Annotated in this window: 25 protein-coding genes; 18 read left to right on the plus strand and 7 right to left on the minus strand. The window is 71.9% G+C overall.

Translation table 11 applies throughout. The features are described 5' to 3' along the window. Positions 1–406 precede the first annotated feature (406 nt). The gene (locus ACIP79_RS21680; protein ID WP_401225690.1) at positions 407–1,993 is read right to left on the minus strand and encodes a carboxylesterase/lipase family protein; all 1,587 of its coding nucleotides are present in this window, start codon (positions 1,991–1,993) and stop codon (positions 407–409) included. A gap of 490 nt (positions 1,994–2,483) precedes the next feature. Between ACIP79_RS21680 and ACIP79_RS21685 the strand changes: the two genes are divergently transcribed. Beyond that, a complete protein-coding gene (locus ACIP79_RS21685; protein ID WP_401225692.1) occupies positions 2,484–3,536 on the plus strand; it encodes a LacI family DNA-binding transcriptional regulator in 1,053 nt (350 codons plus the stop codon). Here ACIP79_RS21685 and ACIP79_RS21690 read toward each other — a convergent pair. Both ACIP79_RS21690 and ACIP79_RS21695 read right to left on the minus strand, forming a co-directional pair. Then, entirely contained in the window at positions 3,514–4,167 is a 654-nt protein-coding gene (locus ACIP79_RS21690) for a ThuA domain-containing protein (RefSeq protein WP_401225694.1), read from the minus strand. The two genes, ACIP79_RS21685 and ACIP79_RS21690, sit on opposite strands and share 23 nt — an antisense overlap. Positions 4,168–4,201: 34 nt before the next feature. After that, entirely contained in the window at positions 4,202–4,834 is a 633-nt protein-coding gene (locus ACIP79_RS21695; RefSeq protein WP_401225696.1) for a hypothetical protein, read from the minus strand. A gap of 115 nt (positions 4,835–4,949) precedes the next feature. Between ACIP79_RS21695 and ACIP79_RS21700 the strand changes: the two genes are divergently transcribed. Further along, complete coding sequence (locus ACIP79_RS21700) at positions 4,950–5,351, plus strand: VOC family protein (protein ID WP_401225698.1); 402 nt, start codon at positions 4,950–4,952, stop codon at positions 5,349–5,351. A gap of 9 nt (positions 5,352–5,360) precedes the next feature. Here ACIP79_RS21700 and ACIP79_RS21705 read toward each other — a convergent pair whose 3' ends face one another. After that, positions 5,361–6,077 carry a helix-turn-helix domain-containing protein gene (locus ACIP79_RS21705; protein WP_401225701.1) on the minus strand — a complete coding sequence of 239 codons (717 nt, stop codon included), beginning with the start codon at positions 6,075–6,077 and terminating at the stop codon, positions 5,361–5,363. Positions 6,078–6,087: 10 nt separating this feature from the next. Further along, complete coding sequence (locus ACIP79_RS21710) at positions 6,088–7,023, minus strand: AraC family transcriptional regulator (RefSeq protein WP_401225704.1); 936 nt, start codon at positions 7,021–7,023, stop codon at positions 6,088–6,090. Positions 7,024–7,103: 80 nt separating this feature from the next. Here ACIP79_RS21710 and ACIP79_RS21715 point away from each other — a divergent pair, with 80 nt between their 5' ends. Next, entirely contained in the window at positions 7,104–7,952 is an 849-nt protein-coding gene (locus ACIP79_RS21715; protein ID WP_401225706.1) for an NAD(P)H-binding protein, read from the plus strand. A 17-nt stretch (positions 7,953–7,969) separates the two neighbouring features. On the opposite strand, the gene ACIP79_RS21720 is transcribed toward ACIP79_RS21715, so the two are convergent. Beyond that, positions 7,970–9,142, minus strand: coding sequence for a YihY/virulence factor BrkB family protein (locus ACIP79_RS21720; RefSeq protein WP_383683968.1), 1,173 nt, complete (start codon positions 9,140–9,142; stop codon positions 7,970–7,972). A 17-nt stretch (positions 9,143–9,159) separates the two neighbouring features. Here ACIP79_RS21720 and ACIP79_RS21725 point away from each other — a divergent pair, with 17 nt between their 5' ends. The 15 genes from ACIP79_RS21725 to ACIP79_RS21795 all read left to right on the plus strand — a co-directional run bounded on the left by ACIP79_RS21725 (position 9,160) and on the right by ACIP79_RS21795 (position 24,625). Next, a complete protein-coding gene (locus ACIP79_RS21725) occupies positions 9,160–10,794 on the plus strand; it encodes an acyl-CoA dehydrogenase family protein (RefSeq protein ID WP_401225709.1) in 1,635 nt (544 codons plus the stop codon). 284 nt (positions 10,795–11,078) lie between these two features. Continuing rightward, on the plus strand, positions 11,079–12,401 hold the full coding sequence (locus ACIP79_RS21730) for a GAF domain-containing protein (protein ID WP_401225711.1): 1,323 nt from the start codon (positions 11,079–11,081) through the stop codon (positions 12,399–12,401). Between the two features lie 415 nt (positions 12,402–12,816). After that, complete coding sequence (locus ACIP79_RS21735; protein WP_401225713.1) at positions 12,817–14,205, plus strand: hypothetical protein; 1,389 nt, start codon at positions 12,817–12,819, stop codon at positions 14,203–14,205. A gap of 165 nt (positions 14,206–14,370) precedes the next feature. Then, a complete protein-coding gene (locus tag ACIP79_RS21740; protein WP_401225715.1) occupies positions 14,371–14,943 on the plus strand; it encodes a GNAT family N-acetyltransferase in 573 nt (190 codons plus the stop codon). A 160-nt stretch (positions 14,944–15,103) separates the two neighbouring features. Then, positions 15,104–15,187 carry a putative leader peptide gene (locus ACIP79_RS21745; RefSeq protein WP_309500612.1) on the plus strand — a complete coding sequence of 28 codons (84 nt, stop codon included), beginning with the start codon at positions 15,104–15,106 and terminating at the stop codon, positions 15,185–15,187. Between the two features lie 133 nt (positions 15,188–15,320). After that, a complete protein-coding gene (locus ACIP79_RS21750) occupies positions 15,321–17,015 on the plus strand; it encodes a nitrite/sulfite reductase (RefSeq protein WP_401225717.1) in 1,695 nt (564 codons plus the stop codon). Beyond that, positions 17,012–17,191, plus strand: coding sequence for a hypothetical protein (locus ACIP79_RS21755; RefSeq protein ID WP_383683959.1), 180 nt, complete (start codon positions 17,012–17,014; stop codon positions 17,189–17,191). Before ACIP79_RS21750 ends, ACIP79_RS21755 begins: the two co-directional genes overlap by 4 nt. Beyond that, a complete protein-coding gene (locus ACIP79_RS21760; protein WP_401225719.1) occupies positions 17,188–17,898 on the plus strand; it encodes a phosphoadenylyl-sulfate reductase in 711 nt (236 codons plus the stop codon). Before ACIP79_RS21755 ends, ACIP79_RS21760 begins: the two co-directional genes overlap by 4 nt. 95 nt (positions 17,899–17,993) lie before the next feature. Further along, positions 17,994–18,530, plus strand: coding sequence for an adenylyl-sulfate kinase (gene cysC, locus ACIP79_RS21765; RefSeq protein WP_401226257.1), 537 nt, complete (start codon positions 17,994–17,996; stop codon positions 18,528–18,530). After that, positions 18,527–19,462, plus strand: coding sequence for a sulfate adenylyltransferase subunit CysD (cysD, locus tag ACIP79_RS21770; protein ID WP_401225722.1), 936 nt, complete (start codon positions 18,527–18,529; stop codon positions 19,460–19,462). Before cysC ends, cysD begins: the two co-directional genes overlap by 4 nt. 2 nt (positions 19,463–19,464) lie before the next feature. Beyond that, a complete protein-coding gene (locus ACIP79_RS21775; protein WP_401225725.1) occupies positions 19,465–20,820 on the plus strand; it encodes a sulfate adenylyltransferase subunit 1 in 1,356 nt (451 codons plus the stop codon). 230 nt (positions 20,821–21,050) lie between these two features. Beyond that, entirely contained in the window at positions 21,051–22,163 is a 1,113-nt protein-coding gene (locus ACIP79_RS21780) for an aliphatic sulfonate ABC transporter substrate-binding protein (RefSeq protein WP_401225727.1), read from the plus strand. 36 nt (positions 22,164–22,199) lie between these two features. Further along, positions 22,200–22,988: an ABC transporter ATP-binding protein gene (locus ACIP79_RS21785; protein WP_401225730.1), complete on the plus strand. Its 789-nt coding sequence runs from the start codon at positions 22,200–22,202 to the stop codon at positions 22,986–22,988. Then, positions 22,975–23,880, plus strand: coding sequence for an ABC transporter permease (locus ACIP79_RS21790; RefSeq protein WP_383684370.1), 906 nt, complete (start codon positions 22,975–22,977; stop codon positions 23,878–23,880). Before ACIP79_RS21785 ends, ACIP79_RS21790 begins: the two co-directional genes overlap by 14 nt. A gap of 7 nt (positions 23,881–23,887) precedes the next feature. Continuing rightward, positions 23,888–24,625 (plus strand): sirohydrochlorin chelatase, encoded by a 738-nt coding sequence (locus tag ACIP79_RS21795; RefSeq protein ID WP_401225733.1) that lies wholly within the window; start codon positions 23,888–23,890, stop codon positions 24,623–24,625. Between the two features lie 677 nt (positions 24,626–25,302). Here ACIP79_RS21795 and ACIP79_RS21800 read toward each other — a convergent pair. Next, positions 25,303–25,905: a TIGR03086 family metal-binding protein gene (locus ACIP79_RS21800; RefSeq protein ID WP_401225736.1), complete on the minus strand. Its 603-nt coding sequence runs from the start codon at positions 25,903–25,905 to the stop codon at positions 25,303–25,305. Positions 25,906–25,957 lie beyond the last annotated feature (52 nt).

Here is a 25,957-nt window from a genome sequence, read left to right on the forward strand (position 1 = left end):
CCACCTCCAACTGACGTCAGCCAGCCACAGCGGGGCCCGCCGGGCTACCGGCCGACGAGGCACAGTCCACCCGGTCCCGCCCTGGCCGCCGACCGCGGCGACCACGCCTGCCCAGCCGCAGTTGCCGGCCGAGGGGACGCGGCAGTCACCTCCAACTGACGCCAGCCGACCGCGGCAGGAGCGCCCGTCCGTCTGCCTGCCGAGGAGACACAGCCCACCCAGTCCCACCTGGCCGTCGACCGCAGCGACCACGCCTGCCCAGCCGCAGTTGCCGACCGAGGGGACGCGGCAACCACCTCCAACTGACGCCACCCAGCCAAGGGAACGGCAGCAGGCTATGCCCGACACCAACCAACCGCGGCAACCCCGCCCACCCACCCGTCCCGGGTCAAGGCCCGCACCGAAGTCACGGCCGCGCCGCTCCCCCCGGCCCCCGGAAGCGGCGTACGGCCGACTGTAGGGCCGTGGCTCGATTGCGGGAACCGGCGGCGGGGAGGGCCGCCGGGGTGGGCTCCGTGGACGGCGGGCGTCTTGAGTCGGCGGTCCACAGGGCGAGTTCGCGGTCGCGCGGCCCGTGGACGGTGTGCGGCTCCCCGGAGCCGAAGATCCGCACCGGGTGCGAGGCGTCCCAGGCGGCCCAGCCCGGGTCGCCCTCGACCGCGAACCGCACCCACGCCGCGTGCATCCAGTCGGCCAGCTCCTGCGGCGCTCCCTCGCCCGCGAGCCGCGCCGACTCCGGCATGTCGACGGTGTCGAAGACGAACCCGAGCTCCAGGGCGTGGCAGGCGCCGAGCCCCGGAACGTTCGAGGGCCAGGTGAACTCGTATACGTACGAGGGGGATCGGGCGTCGGCGAGGCGGTGCAGCGGGACCCTGAGCAGGTGGTCGGCGACCAGTTGGCCGACCAGGTCGGCCGTGCCCGCCTCCGGGTGGACCGCCCGGTAGCCGCGGGGCACCTCGTGGCCGCAGTGACAACGGGCCATGGCACCGGCCAGGGCGACCGGGCCGAGCCGGTCGATACGCTCCAGAAGACCGCCGGGCACCAGCCACAGCCGGTGCTCCTCACTGGTCCAGCCCATGAGCAGGCTCACGCCGGGCGCGGCGCCGCCCTCGACGAGGGCCTCCAGCGGGTCGCGCGGCACGATGTCGCCGTCGACGACGATGCCGAAGGCGGGCCCGCCGAGCACCGGGCTGCTGCGCCTGCCCACCTCGGCCTGGGTGCGCAGCAGCAGATCGCGGTCGACGGCGGCGAACGCCCGCGCCGTCGCCGGGATCCTCAGCCGGGTGGCCATCCTGCGCACCATCCGGCGCACCTTGTCCCGGTCGCTCGCCTCGGGCGGCCCGCTCTGCAGGACGGCCCGGTGGAAGAGACCCTCGGCGCGCGGACCGGCCAGCAGCGCCCCGACGCTGATGGCCCCGGCCGACTCCCCGAAGACGGTCACCCGGTCGGGGTCGCCGCCGAACTCCGCGATCGACTCGCGCACCCACTCCAGCGCGGCGAGCTGGTCACGCAGCCCGGCGTTGGCGGGCACGTCCGGGAAGAGGCCGTAACCCTCCACGCCCAGACGGTAGTTGAGGGACACCAGGACGACGCCGTCGCGGGCGAAGCGGCTTCCGTCGTAGACGGGCACGGCCGAGGAGCCCCGGGTCAGCGCCCCGCCGTGGATCCACACCATGACGGGAAGGCGGGCGCCGGTGCCCGGCTCGGGTGTCCACACGTTCAGGTTGAGACAGTCGTCGCCGGGCACGACGGGGTCGGCGAGGAGCTTGGCGAACGCCTCGGAGTACGGCGGCTGCGGCGGGGTCGCGCCGAAGGCACCCGCGTCGCGTACGCCGTCCCAGGGCTCGGGCGGCTCCGGGGGCCGGAAGCGGCGGGGGCCGAACGGCGGTGCGGCGTACGGGATGCCGCGGAAGACGGCGATGCCGTTCTCGAACCTGCCGCGCACCGCTCCGTACGGGGTGCCGACCACGGGATCCACCGCGTCCACAGTCATCCGACCACCAGCTCCTCTCCGGTGCCTGAACCTGAACCTGAACCTGAACCGCTCAGGTCCGGGAATCACATCACCCCCGGCGCCCCCATCGCGTGCATTTCGGACGAAGAATTCGCCGTCCGCCATCGACTCCGCGTCCGGTCTCCTTCCCCGGTTTCCTTCCCCGGTCCCTTTCGGTCCCGTCGCGCCCCGTCGCGCCCGGTCGCGGGTCCGAAAGGGTTCCCTTTCGAGCCGCCACATGTCCGCCAGCGGCGCCGAACCGTCCCGAGTGCGGCGCCGAGTGCGGCCCCGAACCGCGTCCCGGTCCGCGCTCCGGTTCGGCTGATTCCATGAACCCCCGCTTCTTCACGCCGAGTTGAGCCCGACCTACCTTAGGAAGCGCTTGCTACGCGGTCGGGGACTCCGTCGCGTGGGCAGCCGTGCGCGAATCTTTCGATGGCCCTCGCGGCCGTATCGGCGAGCCCTCGGGCGGGCCGGAGGGGTGGGCTCCATGGTCCGTACGGGAGGCGCGGGCGGGCCGACTCTGTCGGTCGTCGCACGTGAGGCCGGGGTGTCCGTGCCGACGGCGTCGAAGGTGGTCAACGGCCGCGAGGACGTGGCCCCCGAGACCCGCCAGCGCGTCACCGAGGCCCTCGACCGCCTCGGCTACGTCCGTAGACCCCGCGGCGAGGCGTCGAAGGCCCCGGGCCTGGTCGATCTCGTGGTGCACTCGCTGGACAGCTCCTGGTCGGGGCCGGTGCTGCACGGCGTCGAGCAGGCGGCGCACGACGCGGGCCTTGAGGTGGTGGTCTCCGCCGGCCTCTCCCGCTCCCGGGGCGGCCGTCCCGACCGGGGCTGGCTGGACAAGCTCACCCAGCGCGGCTCGTCGGGCGTGCTGGTCAACCTGGCCGGGCTGACCCCCTCGCAGTACGCCTCGCTCAGCCGGCACCGCATCCCGTACGTGATGATCGACCCGGTGCACGAACCGCCCGCGGGCGTCGTGTCGGTGGGCGCGGCCAACTGGCAGGGCGGGCTGCTCGCCACGGAGCACCTGCTCGCGCTCGGCCATCGGCGCATCGCCGTCATCGGCGGCCGGCGCCGCAGGATGTGCGTCGGCGACCGGATCGCCGGCTACCGCTCGGCCCTCGCCTCGGCGGGAGTCCCTGTCCACCCCGAGTACGTGCGCCACGGCGGTTTCGGCGAGGCCGACGCGCACCTCCGCACGCTCGAACTCCTCGACCTCCCCGACCCGCCGACCGCCGTCTTCGTCTGCTCCGACGCGATGGCGCTCGGCGTCTACCGGGCCCTGGCCGAGCGGAGGTTGACCGTCCCCGACGACTTCAGCGTGGTCGGCTTCGACGACCTTCCCGAGGCCCGCTGGCTGAGCCCGGCGCTCACCACCGTGCGCCAGCCGCTGTCCGAGATGGCTGCGACGGCGCTGCGCCTGCTGGTGCGGATGATGGCGGGCGACCAACCCGAGGGAAGGCGTACGGAGTTGTCGACCCTCCTGGTGGAACGGTCCAGCACGGGCCCGGTGCCGGTCAGACCCCGGCCGCCCAGGTGATGCCGCCCAGCAGGTGCGCCCGGAAGTCCGGGTCCTCGTAGGCCTCGGACGCGTGGCCGAGCGCGGTGTAGAAGACCCGCCCGGCACCCTGCTCACGGCACCACACCAGCGGATGGTCCGCGCCCATGCCCCCGCCTTCGTACGACGACTCGTCGGCGGAGGCGAGAACGCGCACCGCACCGCGCGGGTTGACCCGGAAGTCGTACCACTCGTCGGTGAACTCCCAGACGGGCGGCAGGTGTCGGGTGGCCGGGTGGGTACGGTCCTCCACCACGGCCTTGCCCGGCTGGAGTCGGGGATGCCGGTCGAACCACGCTCCGAGCATTTCGCCGTAGTACGGCCAGTCGTACTCGGTGCAGGCCGCGGCGTGCACGCCGACGAACCCGCCGCCGCCATCGACGTACGCCGCGAGCCGGGTGCGGCCCTTCGGCGTCAGCACGTCCCCGCTGGTGGAGAGGAAGACGACGGCCGCGTACGGGTCGAGGGGCGCCTCGAACGCGCCCGGGTCCTCGGTGGCGTCGACGCCGAAGCCGTGCGCCTCGCCCAGGGCCCGTACGGCGGCGACGGCGTCCGGGATGGACTCGTGGCGGTAGGCGGTGGTCCGGGTGTGGACGAGTACGCGGGTGGTCATGAAGCCGAGCCTACGACAGCCGTCCGGGCTGCCCTCAACCGCTCGTCCCCACCCCGTTGTCGGGCGCCCCGTCCCCCACCGGCGGAAGGTCGCCGCGCTCGACCGGTGCGGTGGCGGCCGGAGCGGGAGTCGGGAAGAGGGCGGCCAGTTCGACGTTCCCCGGGCGATGGACCGCCTTCGCGGCGTCGAGGAGGACGGCGCGGTCGACCGTGGCCGAGTCCGCGACCAGCCGGACGACGACGTCCCCCTTCTCGGGCAGCAGGTACTCGTGCTGCCCGCTCCCGGTGCGGTACCAGCGGGGCCCGTCCCGCTCGCAGTCGGCGTGCGCGCCGGGGGACGGCTCCGCGCAGCTCTGCGCCGTCATCGTGCCCCGGTCCGAGTAGAGCTGGATCTGACCGCCGGTCTCCTGGGACCAGTACGCGGCGGAGAAACCGTCGCCCCCGTACACCCCCACCGACTGCTGGGCCACGGTGAAGCCCGCCGCCTCGGTGACGTACACCAGCTCGGGCGCGATCTGCGACGCCCGGACGCGGGCGTCGAGTTCGGTCCGGTCGGGACCGGCGGGACCGGGGTCGGTCGTCCCGGTGCCCGCCTTCTCCGTGCCGCAGCCGGCGAGCAGCACGGGGAGCAGCAGCGCCAAAAGCAGCGCACGCACAGTTCGGATCATGGGATCATCCTGCCGCACTCGCACAGGCGTTTCCCAGGCCACGCACAGATCCAGGTGCTCGGGCACGTCCGATTCGTTCAAGACCCGCCGCACGCGCCCCGCCTACGGTGGCCGTATGACTCCACGTTTCGATCTGATCGGCATCGCCGTCTCCGACATGGCCGCCTCCCTGGCCTTCTACCGCCGCCTCGGCCTCACCTTCCCGGACGGCTCCGAGGACCAGCCGCACGTCGAGACCGAACTCCCCGGCGGACTGCGGCTCGCCCTCGACACCGACGAGGTGATCCGTTCCTTCCACGCCGGGTACCGCCCCTCGTCCGACGGCGGGCGGGTCTCCCTCGCCTTCCTCTGCGACAGTCCGGCCGAGGTCGACTCCGTGTACGAGGAGCTCGTCGGCGCCGGACACCACGGCGAACTGAAGCCGTGGGACGCCGTCTGGGGCATGCGGTACGCGGTCGTCCTGGACCCGGACGGCAACGGCGTCGACCTGTTCGCCCGGCTGCCGCAGGCCGAGTAGCGGCTCGCACTAACCGCGGGCCAGCAGCTCACCCAGCGGCGCGCCCGCCAACTCCCTTACGTCCCGGGCCAGATGGGGCTGATCCGCGTACCCCGCCCGAGCGGCGGTGTCCACGAAGGGCACGCCGCTCCGCGCGAGGGCCAGCGCCCGCTGGAGCCGCAGTACGCGGGCGAGTGTCTTGGGGCCGTACCCGAACGCGGCCAGTGAGCGGCGGTGCAACTGGCGGGCGCCGAGGCCGAGTTCGTCGGCCACGGCGGACACCGGGCGGCCCGCGTCCAGCGCCGCGACGACCTCCCGCAGCAGCGGGTCGACGGGCTCCGACTCCGCCGCCCGGCCCAGCGCCACCTCTTCGAGCGCGTCGGCCGGGTCGGCGGCGGAGTCGACGCGCGCGGTGAGACGCCGTACCTCCGGGGCGGCCCACAGATCGGCCAGCTCCACACGCCGGTCGAGAAGTTCGTGGGCCGGTACGCCGAGGAACGCGGGCGCGGTCCCGGGGAAGAAGCGGACGCCCGCCCAGCGGCCGGAGGCGCCGCCGGGGTCGTACGCACGGGTGTCGGGACCCGCGACCAGCAGCCGCCCCTCGGTCCACAGCAGGTCCATGCACCCGTCGGGCAGCACGGGCCGCGCTCCGGACGCGGCCGGGGTGTTCGTCCACACCACCGCGCCGGTCAGCCGGGACGGCCTCTCGGCGTATCCGGAGGCTGTCGGAAGGCGCTCGGCGGACATGTACGACAGGCTACGCCGCTCGTGTCCGGTGCTCCTGCGGGCTGACGCCGTACACCCGCTTGAAGGCGCTGGAGAGGGCGAAGGCGCTGCCGTAGCCGACCTGGCGGGCTATCGCGCCGATGGTCTCCTCGGTGTCGCGCAGCCGGTCGGCGGCGAGGGCGAGCCGCCAGCCGGTCAGGTAGGTCATCGGGGGTTCGCCGACGAGGTCGCTGAAGCGGCGGGCGAGCGCGGCGCGCGAGACACCGGCCTTGGCGGCGAGGCTCGCGACCGTCCAGGGGTGGGCCGGGTCGTCCTGCACCAGCCGCAGCACCCGGCCCACCACGGGGTCGGCGAGTGCCACGTACCAGGCGGGGGCCTCGGCCTCGGGGCGCGAGAACCAGGCCCGCAGCGCGGCGATGACCAGCAGGTCGAGCAGGCGGTCGAGGACGACCTCCTGGCCGGGCTCGTCGCGGACGATCTCCTCGGCGAGGATGTCGGTGAGCGCGCAGTCCCACACGTCCGCGGGCAGCGTGAGCACCGGCGGCAGGGCGTCGAGCAGCCTGCCGCTGATCTCCCCCTGCATCATGTACGTCCCGATCAGCATCACCGCGGCCCCGTCGAGCCGGTCGCCCCAGCTGCGCACGCCGAGGTCCCAGTGACCCCTGAGAGGGCGGCCGTCGGGGTAACTGCACTCGCCGCCCGGCAGGATCACCGCCTGCGGGACCGTCCCGGGAGTGTCGGCGACGGTGTACGGGTCCGGGCCACGCGCGATCGCGACGTCGCCGGCGCCCAGCCGCGTCCGCTCTCCGTCGTCCCCCGTGATCCACGCGTCACCGCGCACCAGCAGCATGATCGTCAGAGGGGCGCGGTCCTCGATGCGGATGCTCCAGGGCGGGTCGAAGCACGCACGGATCATGAAGGCGCCACGGGCGCGTGGGCCCTCCAGCAGGCCTGCGAGAGCATCCATGGAGCAAGCCTAGACGCGCACATATGGGAATGAGCGGTTCAGCGATGGTTCCTCGCCGCGCACGGAAGTTCACTGGCGTCATGACGGAGAACACGGCAGGTACGAAGGACATGACGGTACTGGTCACCGGGGCCACCGGGCGTACGGGCAGCCGGGTCGCGGAGGCCGCGCGGGCGGCCGGACTCACGGTGCGGGCGGCGTCCCGCTCGCAGGGCACCCGCTTCGACTGGGCGGACCGCTCGACGTGGGCGGACGCTCTGCGCGGCGCCGACGCGGCCTATCTCGCGTATCCCACGGACGTCGGCTCCCCGGCGGCCACCGAGGCGGTCGGCGCCCTCGCGCGGGAGGCCGTCGCGCTGGGCGTACGGCGGCTCGTGCTGCTGTCGGCGCGGGGCGAGGAGCGGGCCCGGCCGACCGAGGAGGCGCTCAGGACGTCGGGGGCGGACTGGACGGTCGTACGGGCGGCGTGGTTCGCGCAGAACTTCAGTGAGGGTCCGCTGGTGGAGGGGCTGGTCCACGGGGAGCTGGTGTTCCCGGCCGGTGAGGTGCGGGAGCCCTTCGTCGACGTACGGGACATCGCGGACGTGGTGGTGGCCGCGCTGACCTCGGGAGACCGGTACGTCGGGCAGGACCTCACGCTCACCGGGGCGCGGCTGCTGACGTTCCGGGAGGCGGTCGCGGAGATCTCGGCGGCGACGGGCGCCGAGCTGACGTACACCCCGGTGTCGGCGCGCCGGTACGGCGACATCCTGGCCGGGTTCGGGGTGCCGCCCCAGGAGGTCGAACTCCTCGTCGAGGTCTTCGAGGGGCTCCTCGACGGCCGCAACGCGCACCTCACGGACGGTGTCCAGCAGGTCCTGGGGCGCGCGCCGCGGGAGTTCACGGACTTCGTCAGGGAGGCCGCGGCCGCCGGGGTCTGGAAGGCCTGAGCGTTCCCGCCGCGGTGTCACTCCCCCGGCGGCGGCGCGTCCCCGTTCTTGTGCTGCTGGTGATGCGTGCTCTTCACATGGGTCCGGAGCCGGGACGTCACGTCCTCCGGGGGGAGGAAGCGGGACCAGCGCTCCGGGAACTCGGAGGGCATGTCCGGGTCGTCGGAGTCCTCGGACTCGCCGTCGTAGGAGCGGGACGCGGCGACGCGGGCGACGTACTCGGCGACCTGGGCCTGGCGCAGGCGTTCGTTGTTGGCTCGGGCCGCGGCCGTGGCGGCGGCCGGCCAGACCCGGTCGATGGCGGCGTTGACGGCGGCGCCGACCAGGACCGCGAACGCGGACACGCCGATCCACAGCAGGACGGCGACGGGCGCGGCGAGCGAGCCGTAGATGGTGGGGCCCTCGACCGTGTTGGTCAGGTAGATGCGGAGCAGGAGGCTGCCGAGGACCCACATGGCGAGGGCCACCAGGGCGCCCGGCACGTCCTCCACCCACGGGGAGCGCACCGGCACTGACACGTGGTACAGCGTCGTCAGGAAGACGACTCCCAGGACGATGACGACAGGCCAGTACAGGATCTGCACGAGCGTCTCGGACCACGGCACGATGTTCACGACCGCGTCCGGGCCCGCCACCATCAGCGGCAGCGCGATCGAGCCGATCAGCAGGGCCACGATGAAGAGCAGGAACGACATGATGCGGGTCTTCACGATCCCGCGGGTGCCGTCGAGGCCGTACATCACGGTGATCGTGTCGATGAAGACGTTCACCGCGCGCGAGCCCGACCACAGGGCGAAGAGGAAACCGAGCGAGATGACGTCGGGGCGGCCGCCCTTCATCACGTCGTGCAGGATCGGCTCGGCGATGTCGTGCACACCCTTGTCGGAGAGGACTGTGCGGGCCGCCTCCAGGATGTTGTTCTCCAGGCTGGCGATGGTGTCCGCGCCGGTCCAGTCGTCCACGTAGCCGAGCAGGCCGATCATGCTCAGCAGCAGTGGTGGCACGGAGAGCAGGGTGAAGAACGCCGCCTCCGCCGCCAGACCCAGGATCCGGTACTCCATGCACGAGTTGACCGTGTCCTTGAGCAGCAGCCAGGCGGTCCTGCGCTTCGACACGTTCCGGTAGAGCGCTCTGGCGCGGTGAAGACGACCCGTGGGAGGCCGTTCAGGTGTTTCTTTTGCCTGGTGCACATCCTTACCGTAGCTGTATGGCAGCCACCACCCACACCGTGACCAACCAGCCTCCGCCGCTGGTCGGATATGACGTATTCGCCGCCGACCGAGCTCTTGTGGAGGCGGTCGAGCGACATCTCGATCCGGCGCTCCTCGACGAGGCGCGCGGGGACCTCTCGGCGCTCGGGCTCACCTCGGGATCGGCCCAGGTACAGGAGTGGGGCGTCCAGGCCAACGAGAACCCGCCCAAGCTGCGCACTCACGACCGTTACGGCCACCGGATCGACGAGGTCGAGTTCCATCCGTCCTGGCACCGGCTCCTCGGCAAGGGCGTGTCGGCCGGGCTGACGTCGGCGTGGTCGCGGCCCGGCGGGCATGTGCGACGCGCCGCAGGTTTCGTGATCTGGACGCAGGTCGAGGCGGGCAACGGGTGCCCGCTGTCGATGACCCACGCGGCGGTGCCCGCGCTGCGCACCGACCCGGCGCTGGCCGCCGAGTGGGAGCCGCGGCTGACCTCCACCATCTACGACCAGGAGCTGGTCCCGGCCGCGCGGAAGCCCGGCGCGCTCTTCGGCATGGGCATGACCGAGAAGCAGGGCGGCAGCGATGTACGCGCCAACACGACGGAGGCACGGCCGCTCGCCGAGGACGGGACGTACGAGCTGACGGGCCACAAGTGGTTCTGTTCGGCGCCGATGTCGGACGGTTTCCTGGTGCTGGCGCAGGCGCCCCAGGGGCTGACGTGCTTCCTGGTGCCGCGGGTGCTGGCGGACGGCACGCGCAACGTCTTCCGTATCCAGCGGCTCAAGGACAAGCTCGGCAACAGGTCGAACGCGTCGAGCGAGGTCGAGTTCGACGGGACCTGGGCGCGCCGGGTCGGGGACGAGGGGCGCGGGGTGCGCACCATCATCGAGATGGTCGCGGCCACCCGCCTTGACTGTGTGCTCGGTTCGGCCGCCCTGATGCGGCAGGCCGTCGCACAGGCCGTGCACCACGCCGCCCACCGCGAGGCGTTCGGCGGCAAACTCGTCGACAAGCCGCTGATGCGGAACGTGCTGGCCGATATGGCCCTGGAGTCCGAGGCCGCGACGGCGCTCGCGCTGCGGCTGGCGGCCGCCTACGACGACGGGAGCGAACGGGAGCGGGCGTTTCTGCGGCTCGCGGTGCCCGCCGCCAAGTACTGGGTGACCAAACGGTGTACGCCGGTGGCGGTCGAGGCACTGGAGTGTCTGGGGGGCAACGGGTACGTCGAGGAGTCCGGCATGCCGAGGCTGTTGCGCGAGTCGCCGCTCAACTCGGTGTGGGAGGGCGCGGGCAACGTCCAGGCGCTGGACGTACTGCGCGCGCTCCAGCGGGAGCCGGGCGCGCTCGACGCGTATCTGCGCGAGGTGGGCCAGGCACGCGGCGCCGACCACCGGCTGGACGGGGCGATCAAGAACCTGCTGACCGAACTCGCCGATCTGGAGGGCGTCGAGGGCCGCGCCCGCCGTCTCGTCGAGCGGATCGCGCTGGTGCTCCAGGGATCGCTGCTGGTCCGGTACGCGCCGCCGGAGGTCGCCGACGCGTTCTGCGCCTCACGGCTGGGCGGCGACTGGGGCTCGGCCTTCGGCACCTTGCCGCACAGTCTGGATCTGGCCACGGTGGTGGAGCGGGCGCGGCCGGTGTCCTGAACGTCTTCGCGGCGGCCGGTTCTTCCGGCCCGCTGATACGGGGGTGGTGCCGCGCCGACACGGCACCACCCTCGTTCTCAGGCCCCGTTCAAGGAGCAGGGGCGCCGCACGGGCGGCGCCGCTGTCATTTTCAGGGGAACTTGTGACCGTTGGCGAGAGTTGCAGACCGTTGCATTCCTTTGGCACCTTGTGCGAACCCTCCGCGCCCGTTGTCGAGAGCGGGCACGATAAGGGGTGACGGTGACGTCACAGCGTGTACGCGGTACTGGTTTCGGGAGCGCCCAGTGAAGACCACATCGTTCGGCCCGGCAGCGTTCAACCCCGCCCGTTTCGCTCCGCTCAACGCGTCCGAGACCGCCCGGCGTCTCCAGGAGACCTGGGCCGCGACGGTCAGAGGTGAACATTCCGCGATCGCACCTCGCCCTGTTATCGGCCAGTCCTGGCAACGGGTGAAACGATTCGGCATGAATCCGGAGCAGGGCACGGACAGTGTCCTGTTGCGCACGGACGAGATCGAGCACCGTCGGCACTCGACCGCCCTCGCCGACGTGATGCCGGTCCTCAGCGGCGGCGTCGGCTCGGTCACCGACGCCTCCCTCCAGATCATGGTGGTCACGGATCCGGAGGGCCGGGTGCTGTGGCGCGAGGGCAACGCGGGTGTGCTGCGCCGCGCCGACTCCATCTGTCTGGCCGAGGGCGCCGCCTGGGACGAGGACACCGCGGGCACCAACGCGATCGGCACGGCGCTGTCCGCCAGAGCCGCCGTACAGGTGCACTCGGCCGAGCACTTCCTGCGCACGCTGCACAACTGGACCTGCGCCGCGGCGCCGGTGCACGACCCGCGGGACGGGCGGCTGCTGGGCATCGTCGACGTGAGCGGACCGCGGAGCACGTTCCATCCGGCCATCCTCTCGCTGGTCGACTCGGTGTGCCGGCTTGCCGAAAGCGAACTGCGCGCCCGCCACCTGGCGTCGGTCGAGCGGCTGCGCGCGGTGGCCGCGCCCATCCTGTGCCGGCTGGACGGCAGGGCACTGGTCGTGGACCCGCACGGCTGGCTCGCGGCCGTCACGGGGATGCCGCCCGTCGACCGGGTCCCGCTGCCCAACTCCTTCGGCGCGGGCCACTGCTGGCTGCCGTCCCTCGGGAGCTGCGTCGCGGAACCACTGCCCGGCGGCTGGCTGCTCCGGGTCACCGAGGGCGACCCCCCGGGGCCCGCGAGCCGGGTGGTCCTCGACCTCAGCGGCCTGCGACGGCCGTGCGCCACCGTCACGGGCCCCGCGGGCAGTTGGTCCCAGGACCTGAGCCCGCGGCACGCGGAACTGCTGTACGTGCTGGCCGTGCACCGACAGGGGCGCAGCGCCGCCCAGCTCGCCCTCGACCTCTTCGGCGACCCGACCCGCACGGTCACCGTCCGCGCCGAACTGTCCCGGCTCCGCCGCCGCCTCACGGGGCTCTTCGACCACCGTCCCTACCGCTTCCGCGAGGAGGTCGACGTCGAGGTCGTCCTCCCGGACGACCCGGCCGGGCTGTTGCCCCGGTCGACGGCGCCCGCGGTGCTGGGGGCGCGGTTCGGTGGAGGTGGAGGTGAAGGTGGAGGCCGCGGGTGAGGGGAGCGTGTCGCCCTGTGAACGGGTGGACGGCGCGGGTGCGTTCACAAGTGGGTTACGGAAGGGGCGGGTTGAGCGCGGCATCCGGTGGACGCCTGTTGCGTGGGGTCACCGTCCGGGTGAGCGCGCCGGGTGAGCACACGGGGCGAGCCCGCGGGGTGACAACAGGGCGTCACGCGACGGCTCGACAGGGTGACGTGGACGCGGGACGGGATCACCCGCGCGCGTCCATCCGGGGCGAATGGCGGCCGATCGCGGCCGCATTCTCCACCCTGGACGTATTTCGTCAGTGTCTTCCGGGGTATTTGACCGGACCCGCGGGTCTCTGCCGTAGCATCCCTTGACAGGCCACCCCACCCGCCTCTTCGTCAACGCACCGAGTGCGAGAGGTAGTTGGCCTGACTCGGGAGGACGCATGAAGCAACGCGGCAGGCATCGTCGTCGTAGGAGGGGTCAGGCGCTGCGCGCCACGCTGGCCGGGACCGCCCTCGCGCTCACCGCGGCAGCCACCCTGATCAGCACCTCCCAGGCCACGAGCAGCGGCAGTCCGGGCGCGCTGACCCGGCTCAGCTCCTCCTCGCAGACCGCGCGGTTCGGCCTCCAGGAGAAGCTGGTCGCGCCGGGCACGCTGGACACGCTCACCCGCCGTATGGGCGGGAACGTCGGCGTCGCCGCCGTCCTGGACAGTGCCGACCACTCGATGCGCACCGAGGACGGCTGCGCCGGTTCCGAGCGCGCCGCGCTGCCCGTGGAGCCCGCCGCCACCCGCGCCTACTGCTGGGACGGCGCCGACGCGACGGCCACGCAGTGGCTGCCGAGGTCCGTCACGACCTCCGGGGACGCCTACGCGGACGGCACCTGGGGCGACCGCCGGGTGATCCTGGCCGGCTGGACGCACGAGACCCCGCAGGCCGCCGACGACCACCGGACGGGCGGCCCGACGCGCGACGAGGGCCTGGCCCGGGTCGCGTTCATCGACGCGACGGACCCGCACTCCCTCAGGTACCGCCACGCCCTGCTCGTCGTCCCCGAGGACGGCGGGAAGGACTTCGAGGCGGTCCGCTCCGGACTGGGCGGCATGGTCTGGTACCAGGACAAGCTGATCGTCACGGCCCGCAACGGCACGGCCCTGCTCGCGTTCGACCTGCGCCGCATCCTCGAAACCGACGTGAACAGCGCCGCGATCGGCAAGGTCGGCGGCGGATACTCCGCGGACGGCTACCGGTACGTGCTGCCCGCCATCGGCTCGTACGACCTGACCGGCGGCACCTGTACCACGGGCGACGACCGGTCGGTTCCCTGTTTCGGATCCCTCTCCCTGGACCGCACCTCGGCACCCGACAGCCTGGTGGCCACCGAGTCGGCCACCCCCGGCAGTTCGGACCGCGCCCGCGTCTGGCGTTACCCGTACAGCACCGCGACCGACCGTACGGGCCTGCTCGCCGCGGGTTTCCGGGGCCGGGTCGCCGCGGACGAGGTCTACGTGACCAAGGCGTCCGAGGTGTCCGGGGTCCTCTCGCACACACCGTCCGGCAGCGGCGAGACCGACTGGTACGTCGCCCAGTCACCGGCGAGCGACGGCAAGCACGGCACTCTCTGGCGGCAGACGGACAACGGCGCCGACGTCGCCACCTGCACCGCGGACCAGTCGCACGCCTGCTGGGGCCTGCGTACCGCGTCCCTGTCGTACTGGCAGGAGACCGGCGAGCTCTGGACGCTGACCGGGACGGCCGCCGACGATGGCGCCTCGGGGCGGACGCTGTACGCCGTTCCGCTGTCCGCGGTCGACAGTTCGCTCGACTAGCCCGCACTCCCGGCGGGCGGCCCGGCGGACACGGGCGGCCCGGTCCGGCGGACAGGAGGGGCCCGCTCCGGCGGACCCGCGCGGCTCAGGACCACGGACCGCGCAGCTCAGGGCGGGGCGGGGCCGTTTTGGGACGCGGCAGTGCCGCGTGATTCCCTGGCCCGCATGAGCACCCTCACTGTGACCACCTGGTCCCTGGAGCAGACATCCCCGGCCGATCTGCTCCCCGCGAGCCCGCCCGCCGGTGACGTCCGGATCGTCCGCGCCGAGGTCCCCTCGCCGGAGTTCAGCCGGTTCCTGTACGCGTCCGTGGGCGGCGACATTCTCTGGACCGACCGGCTCGCCTGGTCGTACGAGCGGTGGCGCGAGGTCCTGGAGAAGCCGGGCGTGGAGACCTGGGTCGCATACGACCGGGGTACGCCCGCCGGGTACATCGAGCTCGACCCCCAGGACGACGGTGTCGTGGAGATCGCCTACTTCGGGCTGATCCCCGCCTTCCGGGGGCGCCGGATCGGCGGGCACCTCCTCTCCTACGGTGTCGCCCGGGCCTGGGACCTGGCGGGCCGGCTGCCGGGGCGGGCCGAGACGAAGCGGGTCTGGCTGCATACCTGCAGCAAGGACGGGGAGCATGCGATGGACAACTACCTGCGGCGCGGATTCAGGCTCTTCGACACCAAGGTGGCGGAGGAGCCCGAGGTGGCCGCACCCGGTCCCTGGCCGGGAGCCCGAACCGTCTGAGCGCCTTTGACCAGCGGCGCCACGGGCTGTCGACGGGCAGCACCGGAGTGCGGGCCCGGCCGTGTGACCGACAGCACCTGCATCTCACGATCCGGGACCAGGGTGTCCACATGATGGATGACGGTGGACTGTCCCGAGACCCCCGTGACACGCTTCCGTCATGTCTGGAACTGGGATTGCCTTGGTGAGTCGGCGGCACGTCGACCTCGGCCGCATGTCCAGCGCCATCTGTCCGGCGGGCTGACAGCCCCGGCACAGCCGGTTTTCCCCGTCTGCCTCCCCCTGCGCAAAGCGGCGCGCGTACTCACGTATGCGCCCTACAAGCAGGTCCGGGCCGCTCTCCTTCCTGTCCCGCAGTCCCGAAGGACGTATTCACCATGGCCGCCACCCCGCAGAATCCCGACGCCGCGCCCCGCCGCAAGGTGAGCCGTCACCGCGGTGAGGGTCAGTGGGCCGTGGGTCACTTCACCCCGCTCAACGGCAACGAACAGTTCAAGAAGGACGACGACGGTCTCAATGTGCGGACACGCATTGAGACGATCTACTCCAAGCGCGGCTTCGACTCGATCGACCCCAACGACCTGCGCGGCCGGATGCGCTGGTGGGGCCTCTACACCCAGCGCAAGCCCGGGATCGACGGCGGCAAGACCGCGATCCTGGAGCCGGAGGAGCTGGACGACAAGTACTTCATGCTGCGTGTGCGTATCGACGGCGGGCGGCTGACCACCGAGCAGCTCCGGGTCATCGGCGAGATCTCCCAGGAATTCGCGCGCGGCACCGCCGACCTCACGGACCGGCAGAACGTGCAGTACCACTGGATCCGCATCGAGGACGTCCCGGAGATCTGGGAGCGACTCGAAGCCGTCGGACTCTCCACCACCGAGGCCTGCGGTGACACCCCCCGCGTCATCCTCGGCTCGCCCGTCGCCGGGATCGCCGAGGACGAGATCATCGACGGCACGCCCGCGATCGACGTGATCCACCGCCGGATCATCGGCAACAAGGACTTCTCGAACCTGCCCCGCAAGTTCAAGTCCGCGATCTCCGGCTCGCCGCTGCTCGACGTGGCGCACGAGATCAACGACGTCGCCTTCGTCGGCGTGAACCACCCCGAGCACGGCCCCGGATTCGACGTCTGGGTCGGCGGCGGCCTCTCCACCAACCCGAAGATCGGCCAGCGCCTGGGCGCCTGGGTCCCGCTGGACGAGGTCCCGGACGTCTACGAGGGCGTCATCTCGATCTTCCGCGACTACGGCTACCGGCGGCTGCGCACCCGCGCCCGTCTGAAGTTCCTGGTCGCCGACTGGGGTGTCGAGAAGTTCCGCCAGATCCTGGAGGACGACTACCTCAAGCGGAAGCTCGTCGACGGCCCCGCGCCCGACCAGCCGGTCGCCCGCTGGCGCGACCACGTCGGTGTGCACCGGCAGAAGGACGGCCGCTTCTACGTCGGTTTCGCACCGCGCGTGGGCCGGGTGGACGGCGCCACCCTCACGAAGATCGCCGAACTGGCCGCCGCGCACGGCTCGGGCCGGCTGCGGACCACTGTCGAACAGAAGATGATCGTGCTCGACGTGGAGCAGGAGCGGATCGACTCGCTGGTGGAGGGCCTTGAGGCACTCGACCTGACAGTCAGGCCCTCCACCTTCCGGCGCGGCACGATGGCCTGCACCGGCATCGAGTACTGCAAGCTCGCGATCGTCGAGACCAAGGCGCGCGGTGTCTCCCTGATCGACGAACTCGAGCGCCGTATCCCCGAGTTCGAAGAGCCGATCACCATCAACATCAACGGCTGCCCGAACGCCTGCGCCCGTATCCAGGTCGCGGACATCGGTCTCAAGGGCCAGTTGGTCCTGGACGGCGAGGGCAACCAGGTCGAGGGCTTCCAGGTGCACCTGGGCGGCGCGCTCGGTCTCGAGGCCGGTTTCGGCCGCAAGGTCCGTGGCCTGAAGGTCACTTCGGACGAGCTGCCCGACTACGTCGAGCGCGTCCTGAGGCGTTTCCAGGAGGAGCGCGAGGACGGCGAGCGTTTCGCCGCCTGGGCCACCCGCGCGAGCGAGGAGTCGCTGACATGAGCGAGCGGGCCGCCCCCTTCTACTGCCCCTACTGCGGTGACGAAGACCTTCGTCCGAGCGAGCAGGGCCACGGCGCGTGGGAATGCGCGGCGTGCAATCGGGCCTTTCAGCTGAAGTTCCTCGGGTTGCTTTCCCGGGGTCTTCAGCGGAACGACGATGGAGGGGCAGGGACATGACGGCGATTCAGGAAGAGCGCACGGACGAGGACTTGAAGAACCTCGCCGAGCGGGCGGGACGCGACCTTGAGGACGCGTCCGCCCTGGAGATCCTCCGGTGGGCGGTCGGCACCTTCGGCGGGAAGTTCTGCGTGACGTCGTCCATGGAGGACGCGGTGGTCGCCCACCTCGCCTCCCGCGCCCTCCCCGGCGTGGACGTCGTCTTCCTCGACACGGGCTACCACTTCCCGGAGACCATCGGCACCCGGGACGCCGTGGAGGCCGTGATGGACGTCAACGTCATCACGCTCACCCCGCGCCAGACGGTCGCCGAGCAGGACGCCGAGTACGGTCCCGCGCTGCACGACCGCGACCCCGACCTGTGCTGCGCGCTGCGCAAGGTCAGGCCCCTGGAGGAGGGGCTGACCCGGTACAGCGCGTGGGCGACGGGCCTGCGCCGCGACGAGTCCCCGACCCGGGCGAACACTCCGGTAGTCGGCTGGGACGCGAAGCGCCGCAAGGTCAAGGTCTCCCCGATCGCGCGCTGGACGCAGGACGACGTGGACGCGTACGTCACCGAGCACGGCGTGCTCACCAACCCGCTGCTGATGGACGGTTACGCCTCCGTGGGCTGCGCGCCCTGCACCCGGCAGGTCCTTGAGGGCGAGGACGCGCGCGCGGGCCGCTGGGCCGGCCGCTCGAAGACCGAGTGCGGGCTGCACGGATGACCGCGACCGCACAGACCGCCGCGACGACCACGGCCACCAGGTCCGTCGGTACGGCCGCGACCGCCGAGAACCCCCAGATATCCCGGGAGAAGCAAGTGACGACCGGAGCCACCGTCTGGCTCACGGGTCTGCCGAGTGCCGGCAAGACCACCATCGCGTTCGAACTGGCGGGCAGGCTGCGCGAGGAGGGCCACCGCGTCGAGGTGCTCGACGGCGACGAGATCCGCGAGTTCCTCTCCGCGGGCCTCGGTTTCTCCCGGGCGGACCGCGACACGAACGTGCGGCGCATCGGTTTCCTCGCCGAACTGCTCGCCCGCAACGGCGTCAAGGCGCTCGTACCGGTCATCGCGCCGTACGCGGACAGCCGTGAGGCCGTACGGGGGCGCCACCAGAAGGGCGGCACCGCGTACCTGGAGGTGCACGTGGCGACTCCCGTCGAGGTGTGCAGCGAGCGGGACGTGAAGGGCCTGTACGCCAAGCAGGCCGCGGGCGAGATATCAGGGCTCACGGGGGTCGACGACCCGTACGAGGAGCCCGAGTCGCCCGATCTGCGCATCGAGTCGCACACCCAGACCGTGCAGGAGTCCGCGGCCGCGCTTCACGCGCTGCTCACCGAGAGGGGTCTCGCATGACGACCGTCGTGAACGTCTCCCAGGGGACCGGCAGCCCGTACGCGCTGTCGCACTTGGACGCGTTGGAGTCCGAGGCGGTGCACATCTTCCGCGAGGTCGCGGGCGAGTTCGAACGACCGGTGATCCTCTTCTCCGGCGGCAAGGACTCCATCGTCATGCTCCACCTCGCCCTCAAAGCCTTCGCACCCGCCGCGATCCCCTTCACCCTCCTGCACGTCGACACCGGCCACAACTTCCCCGAAGTCCTCGCCTACCGCGACCGCACCGTCGAACAGCACGGACTGCGCCTCCACATCGCCTCCGTCCAGGACTACATCGACCGCGGCATCCTGCGCGAACGCCCCGACGGCACCCGCAACCCCCTCCAGACCCTCCCGCTGACGGAGAAGATCCAGACCGAACGCTTCGACGCCGTCTTCGGCGGCGGACGCCGCGACGAGGAGAAAGCCCGCGCCAAAGAACGCGTCTTCTCCCTGCGCGACGAATTCTCCCAATGGGACCCCCGCCGCCAGCGCCCCGAACTCTGGCAGCTCTACAACGGCCGCCACGCACCCGGCGAACACGTCCGTGTCTTCCCCCTCTCCAACTGGACCGAGCTCGACGTCTGGCAGTACATCGCCCGCGAACACATCGAACTCCCCGACATCTACTTCGCCCACGAACGCGAAGTCTTCCCACGCGCCAACATGTGGCTCACCGCCGGCGACTGGGGCGGCCCCCGCGAAAACGAAACCGTCGAGAAACGCCTCGTCCGCTACCGCACCGTCGGCGACATGTCCTGCACCGGCGCCGTCGACTCCCACGCCACCACCCTGGACGCCGTCATCGCCGAGATCGCCGCCTCCCGCCTCACCGAACGCGGCGCCACCCGCGCCGACGACAAAATGTCCGAGGCCGCGATGGAAGACCGCAAACGCGAGGGGTACTTCTAGACATGACCAGCACCACCGAACCCACCGAGCCCCTGTCGGTCGAACAGTTGTCGGCGACCACCCTGCTGCGCTTCGCGACCGCGGGCTCCGTCGACGACGGCAAGTCCACCCTCGTAGGACGGCTGCTGCACGACTCCAAGTCGATCCTCACCGACCAACTGGAGGCCGTCGAACGCGTCTCGGCCGACCGCGGTCAGGACACGCCCGACCTGGCGCTGCTCACCGACGGCCTGCGCGCCGAGCGGGAACAGGGCATCACGATCGACGTCGCCTACCGCTACTTCGCGACCGCGCGCCGCCGGTTCATCCTCGCCGACACCCCCGGCCACGTGCAGTACACCCGCAACATGGTCACCGGCGCCTCCACCGCCGACCTCGCCGTCGTCCTCGTCGACGCCCGCAACGGTGTCATCGAGCAGACCCGCAGGCACGCCGCCGTCGCCGCCCTGCTCCGCGTCCCGCACGTCGTCCTCGCCGTCAACAAGATGGACCTGGTCGCGTACGAGGAGACCGTCTTCGCGGCGATCGCCGAGGAGTTCACGGCGTACGCCTCCGAGCTGGGCGTCCCCGAGATCACCGCGATCCCCATCTCGGCGCTGGCCGGCGACAACGTGGTGGAGCCCTCCGCCAACATGGACTGGTACGGCGGTCCGACGGTGCTTGAGCACCTGGAGACGGTGCCGGTCAGCCACGACCTGGCGAGCTGCCACGCCCGGTTGCCCGTGCAGTACGTGATCCGCCCGCAGACCGCCGAGCACCCCGACTACCGCGGCTACGCGGGTCAGATCGCGGCCGGCACCTTCCGGGTCGGCTCCCCGGTCACGGTCCTGCCTTCCGGGCGTACGACCACGATCGCCGGGATCGACCTGCTGGGCACAGCGGTCGACGTGGCCTGGACCCCGCAGTCGGTGACCCTGCTGCTCGACGACGACGTCGACATCTCGCGCGGCGACCTGATCGTGCCGACCACGGACGCGCCGCCGACCACCCAGGACGTCGAGGCGACCGTCTGCCACGTCGCCGACGCGCCCCTGGTCGTCGGGCACCGTGTGCTGCTCAAGCACGGCACCCGCACGGTCAAGGCGATCGTCAAGGACATCCCGTCCCGGCTGACCCTCGACGACCTGTCCCTGCACCCGCACCCCGGACAGCTCGTCGCCAACGACATCGGCCGCGTGAAGATCCGTACGGCCGAACCGCTGCCGCTGGACTCGTACGCCGACTCCCGGCGCACCGGCGCGTTCATCCTGATCGACCCGGCCGACGGCACGACACTGACCGCGGGCATGGTCGGCGAGTCGTTCGCCGCGCCGGAGCCGGTCAAGTCCGAGACCGACGACGACGGCTGGGACTTCTGACATGAGCCTCAGGGACTTCTACTCCACGTTCGCGAAGGAAGGCGGCCGCGTCGGCAGCGGCGCCCTCGGCAGCGGGCAGGGCGGAGTCGGGCGATGTGCGCGATGACGTACGCGCACCGCTTGCGCGCCCCGTCCCCCCACCCGACGTCGCGGACGCGACGAAGACCTGTCGACCTTCCCGGCCACGCACCGAAACCGTGACCGCCGGGCCAACGAGAGGAACACCTCCCGTGCCTGCCAACCGCTCAGCCGCCAAGCGCGGTCTCGCCCTGATAGCCGCGCTTCCCCTGCTCACCCTCGCCGCCTGCGGCTACGGTTCCGACTCCGACTCCAAGGACGAGGGCACCACGAAGGTCGCCGCCGGCGCCGAGAAGATCGACGGTCTCGACTCGGTGAAGATCGGCTACTTCGGCAACCTGACCCACGCGACCGCGCTGGTCGGCAACCAGAAGGGCTTCTTCCAGAAGGAGCTCGGTGCCACCAAGGCGGAGTACGCGATCTTCAACGCCGGTCCCTCCGAGATCGAGGCGCTGAACTCGGGCTCCATCGACATCGGCTGGATCGGCCCCTCGCCGTCCATCAACGGCTACACCAAGTCCAAGGGCACGAACCTGCGCATCATCGGCGGTTCGGCCTCCGGCGGGGTCAAGCTGGTGGTCAACCCGGACAAGATCAAGTCCCTGAAGGACGTCGAGGGCAAGAAGATCGCCACCCCGCAGCTCGGCAACACGCAGGACGTGGCGCTGCTCAACTGGATCTCGGAGCAGGGCTGGAAGGTCGACGCGGAGAGCGGCAAGGGCGACGTGTCGGTGGTCCGCACGGACAACAAGGTCACCCCCGACGCCTACAAGAACGGCTCGATCGACGGCGCCTGGGTTCCTGAGCCGACCGCGTCCAAGCTGGTCGCCGCGGGCGGCAAGGTGCTGCTCGACGAGGCGGACCTGTGGCCGGACAAGAAGTTCGTGATCACGAACATCATCGTGTCGCAGAAGTTCCTCAAGGCGCACCCCGCCGTGGTCGAGGCCGTGCTGAAGGGCTCGGTCGAGACCAACAAGTGGATCAACGCCAACCCGGACGAGGCGAAGGCCGCGGCGAACGCGCAGCTCAAGGTCGACTCCGGCGCCGAGCTCCCGGCGGAGGTGCTCGACCCGGCGTGGAAGTCCATCCAGATCCTGAACGACCCGCTGGCCTCCACCCTCACCACCGAGGCGAACCACGCGGTGACGGCGGGCCTGCTGGAGAAGCCCGACCTCGACGGCATCTACGACCTCACGCTGCTCAACAAGGTCCTTGAGGCCGAGGGCGAGAGCGCGGTCGACGACGCCGGTCTCGGCGCCAAGTAAGCCCGGTTCCCGATGAGTTCCCAGGAGGTGACGACCATGGCCACCACACTCGCCAAGGCTGCCGACGGCGCCGAAGCGGTGCGGCATGCCGCCCGTATCGAGCATGTCTCGAAGTCCTTCGCCGGGCCCGCCGGGCAGCAGCTGGTCCTCGACGACATCACCCTCGATGTCGCGCCGGGCGAGTTCGTCACCCTCCTGGGGGCCTCGGGTTGCGGCAAGTCGACGCTGCTGAACCTGGTGGCGGGGCTCGACGCCCCGTCCGCCGGCAGCATCTCGACGAACGGCCGCCCGGCCCTGATGTTCCAGGAGCACGCCCTCTTCCCGTGGCTGACCGCGGGCAAGAACATCGAACTGGCCCTGCGTCTGCGGGGCGTCGCGAAGACCGAGCGGCGCGAGAAGGCCGAGGAGCTGCTCGGACTCGTCCGCCTGAACGGCGCGTACGGCAAGCGGGTGCACGAGCTGTCCGGCGGTATGCGGCAGCGGGTCGCGCTGGCCCGCGCGCTCGCGCAGGACAGCCAACTGCTGCTGATGGACGAGCCGTTCGCGGCTCTCGACGCCATCACCCGGGACGTGCTGCACGACGAGCTGACCCGTATCTGGCGTGAGACGAACGTGTCGGTGCTGTTCGTGACGCACAACGTGCGTGAGGCGGTCCGGCTCGCGGAGCGGGTCGTCCTGCTCTCCTCCCGTCCCGGGCGGATCGCGCGCGAGTGGACGGTGGAGATCCCGCAGCCGCGCCGCATCGAGGACGCCGCCGTGGCTGAGCTGTCCGTCGAGATCACCGAAGAACTGCGTGGGGAGATCCGCCGTCATGGCCAGCACTGAGACCAAGACCGACGCGGCCGTCAGGGACAGGCACGACCTCTCCGGTCTGGAGGCGGGCCTCGACGCCCTGGAGACGACGACCCACACGGGCCGGACCCCCTTCCGGCAGACCTTCGTGCAGAAGATCCTGCCGCCGGTCATCGCCATCGCGCTGGTGCTGCTGGTGTGGCAGGCGCTGGTCTCCTTCGAGATCGTCACCGACCCGAGCAAGCTGCCCTCGCCGGGCGCCGTCTGGGACCAGATCCAGCAGGCCTGGCTGGAGGGCAAGCTCCTCGGCTACATCTGGACGAGCGTCTCGCGCGGCCTGGCCGGCTTCGTCCTGGCGCTCGCCATCGGTACCCCGCTGGGGCTGCTGGTGGCGCGCGTGAAGTTCGTCCGGGCGGCGATCGGCCCGATCCTGTCGGGACTCCAGTCCCTCCCGTCGGTGGCGTGGGTCCCGCCGGCCGTGATCTGGCTGGGTCTGAACAACTCGATGATGTACGCGGTGATCCTGCTCGGCGCGGTCCCCTCGATCGCCAACGGCCTGGTCTCGGGCATCGACCAGGTGCCGCCGCTGTACCTGCGCGCCGGCCGCACGATGGGGGCGACCGGGCTGCGCGGCACCTGGCACGTGGTCATGCCGGCCGCGCTGCCCGGCTATGTCGCGGGGCTTAAGCAGGGCTGGGCGTTCTCCTGGCGTTCGCTGATGGCGGCGGAGATCATCGCGAGCTTCCCCGATCTGGGCGTGGGCCTGGGCCAGTTGCTGGAGAACGGCCGCAACAACAGCGACATGGCGACCGTCTTCCTCGCCATCCTGCTCATCCTGTTCGTCGGAATCGCCATCGACCTGCTCATCTTCAGCCCGGTGGAGCGGTGGGTGCTCCGCAGCCGTGGCCTGCTGGTGAAGAGCTGAGCCGAACATGCGCCCTCAACCGGTCCTTCTGGTCATCGCCCACGGCAGCCGCGACCCGCGGCATGCCGCGACGGTGCACGCCCTGGTGCGGCGGGTACGGGCGCAGCGCCCCGGAGTCCGGGTCGAGACCGGCTTCCTGGACTTCAACATCCCGTCCGTGAACGGGGTGTTGGAGTCCCTGGCGGCCGAGGGCGTACGGGACGTGGTCGCCCTGCCGCTGCTCCTGACCCGCGCCTTCCACGCGAAGTCGGACATCCCGGCGGTCCTGCGCGCCGCACCGCGACAGCTCCGGATCCGCCAGGCGGAGGTGCTCGGCCCCTCGCCGCTGCTGCTCTCCGCCCTCGAACGGCGGCTGTACGAGGCCGGGTTGACGCCTGCCGACAAGTCCTCGACCGGTGTCGTGCTGGCCTCGGCGGGGTCCTCTGACCCGGAGGCGATCGCGGTGATCGCCGAGATCGCGCGGGAGTGGCGGCACACCGGTTGGCGGGCCGTGCGGCCGGCGTTCGCCTCGGCGGCGCTGCCCCGTACGGAGGACGCCGTGCGCGAGCTGCGCCGACGGGGCTGTGACCGGGTCGCGGTGGCGCGCTATGTCCTCGCGCCCGGTTTCCTGCCGGACCGCATCGCGCGGGGCGCCGCCGAGGCCGACGTACTCGCCGAGGTACTCGGCCCCGCACCGGAGGTGGCGCGGCTCCTGCTGGAGCGCTACGACGAGGCTTCCCTGCCGGCCCTGGCCGCAGCGGGCTGACCACCCCCGCGCGGAGTCCCGGCGACGGCTTGGCCTCGCGCGGAGTCCCGGCGTTGGCCCGGCCCGCGTGCAGTCCCCCGCGGCACCCCGAACCCGCGCGCAGTCCCGGCGGTTCCCTAACCCACGCGCCGCCCCCCGCGGCACCCCGAACCCGTGCGGAGTCCCGGCAGTGGCCCGACCCCGCGCGGAGTCCCGGCAGTGGCCCAACCCCGCGCAGTCCCGGCCCGGCGATGGCCCGGCCCGCGCGCAGCCCCGGCGACACCCCGACCCACGCGCAGTCCCCCGCGGCACCCCGAACCCGCGCGCAGTCCCGGCGGTTCCCTGACCCGCGCGCAGTCCCCACGCCACCCCGAACCCGCGCGCAGTCCCGGCGGTTCCCTGACCCGCGCGCAGTCCCCACGCCACCCCGAACCCGCGCGGAGTCCCGGCGGTGACCCGACCTCGCGCGCAGTCCCGGCGGTTCCCTGACCCGCGCGCAGTCCCCACGCCACCCCGAACCCGCGCGGAGTCCCGGCAGTGGCCCGACCCCGCACGCAGTCCCCACGGCGCCCCGAACCGCCCGAAGCCCCAGCAGCGCCCCGAAGCAGCCGAAGCCCCCGCAGCACCCCAACCCGGCCGAAGCCCTCACGGCACCCCCAGCCGCCCGAAGCCCCGGCAGCGCCCCAACCCGTGCCGCGTCAGCTCTCCACGCGGTCCGTGGCGGGCCGGTGCGGATCGCGGCCGCTTGTCGCCAGCGCCCGTTCGAAGGCGGGCGCGTCGGCGGGCACGGTCACCGGGTCGGCGAAGCCGTCGTACTGGCGGTAGAGGTCGCCGTGTGTCTCGACGACGTCCAGGACGAGTTGTCCGGCGCCGTCCGAGACGTGGAAGTCCTGGCCGGTCGCCGTGGCGACGTCCCAGCCGTGCACCGCCATCTCCTTGACGATCATCGAGGCGAGTTCACCGGCCGGCATCCTCCCGCCTCCGAGGTCGACCTCGCCCTCCCACACGGCGGGGTCGGCCCAGGCGGCGACGGCCCGGTCGAGCTGCTCGGCGTACGCCGCCGCCCAGCCGGGACCGGCCGTGAAGTCCCGCCCGGTGAGCTCCTCGGAGAGCTGCTCGCGCAGCGCCCGGTGCTCCAGTCCGTGCGAGGTGTAGAGGACCCAGTGGTTGACCAGGGTCCGTAGGTCCCAGTCCGCGCAGGGGGTGGGCCCCGCGAGCCGGCCCTCGGTGACACCGCGGGCCACCCGGGCGGCCTCCGTGGCGCATTCGATCATGTACGGGTGGACGCTCTCTCGGTTCATGAACCCCACGCTAGGGACGCGGCCCGCGCTCCTCTTGAACAAACGCGACAGC

The sequence above is a fragment of the Streptomyces sp. NPDC088747 genome (genome assembly GCF_044751025.1).
GTDB lineage: Bacteria > Actinomycetota > Actinomycetes > Streptomycetales > Streptomycetaceae > Streptomyces.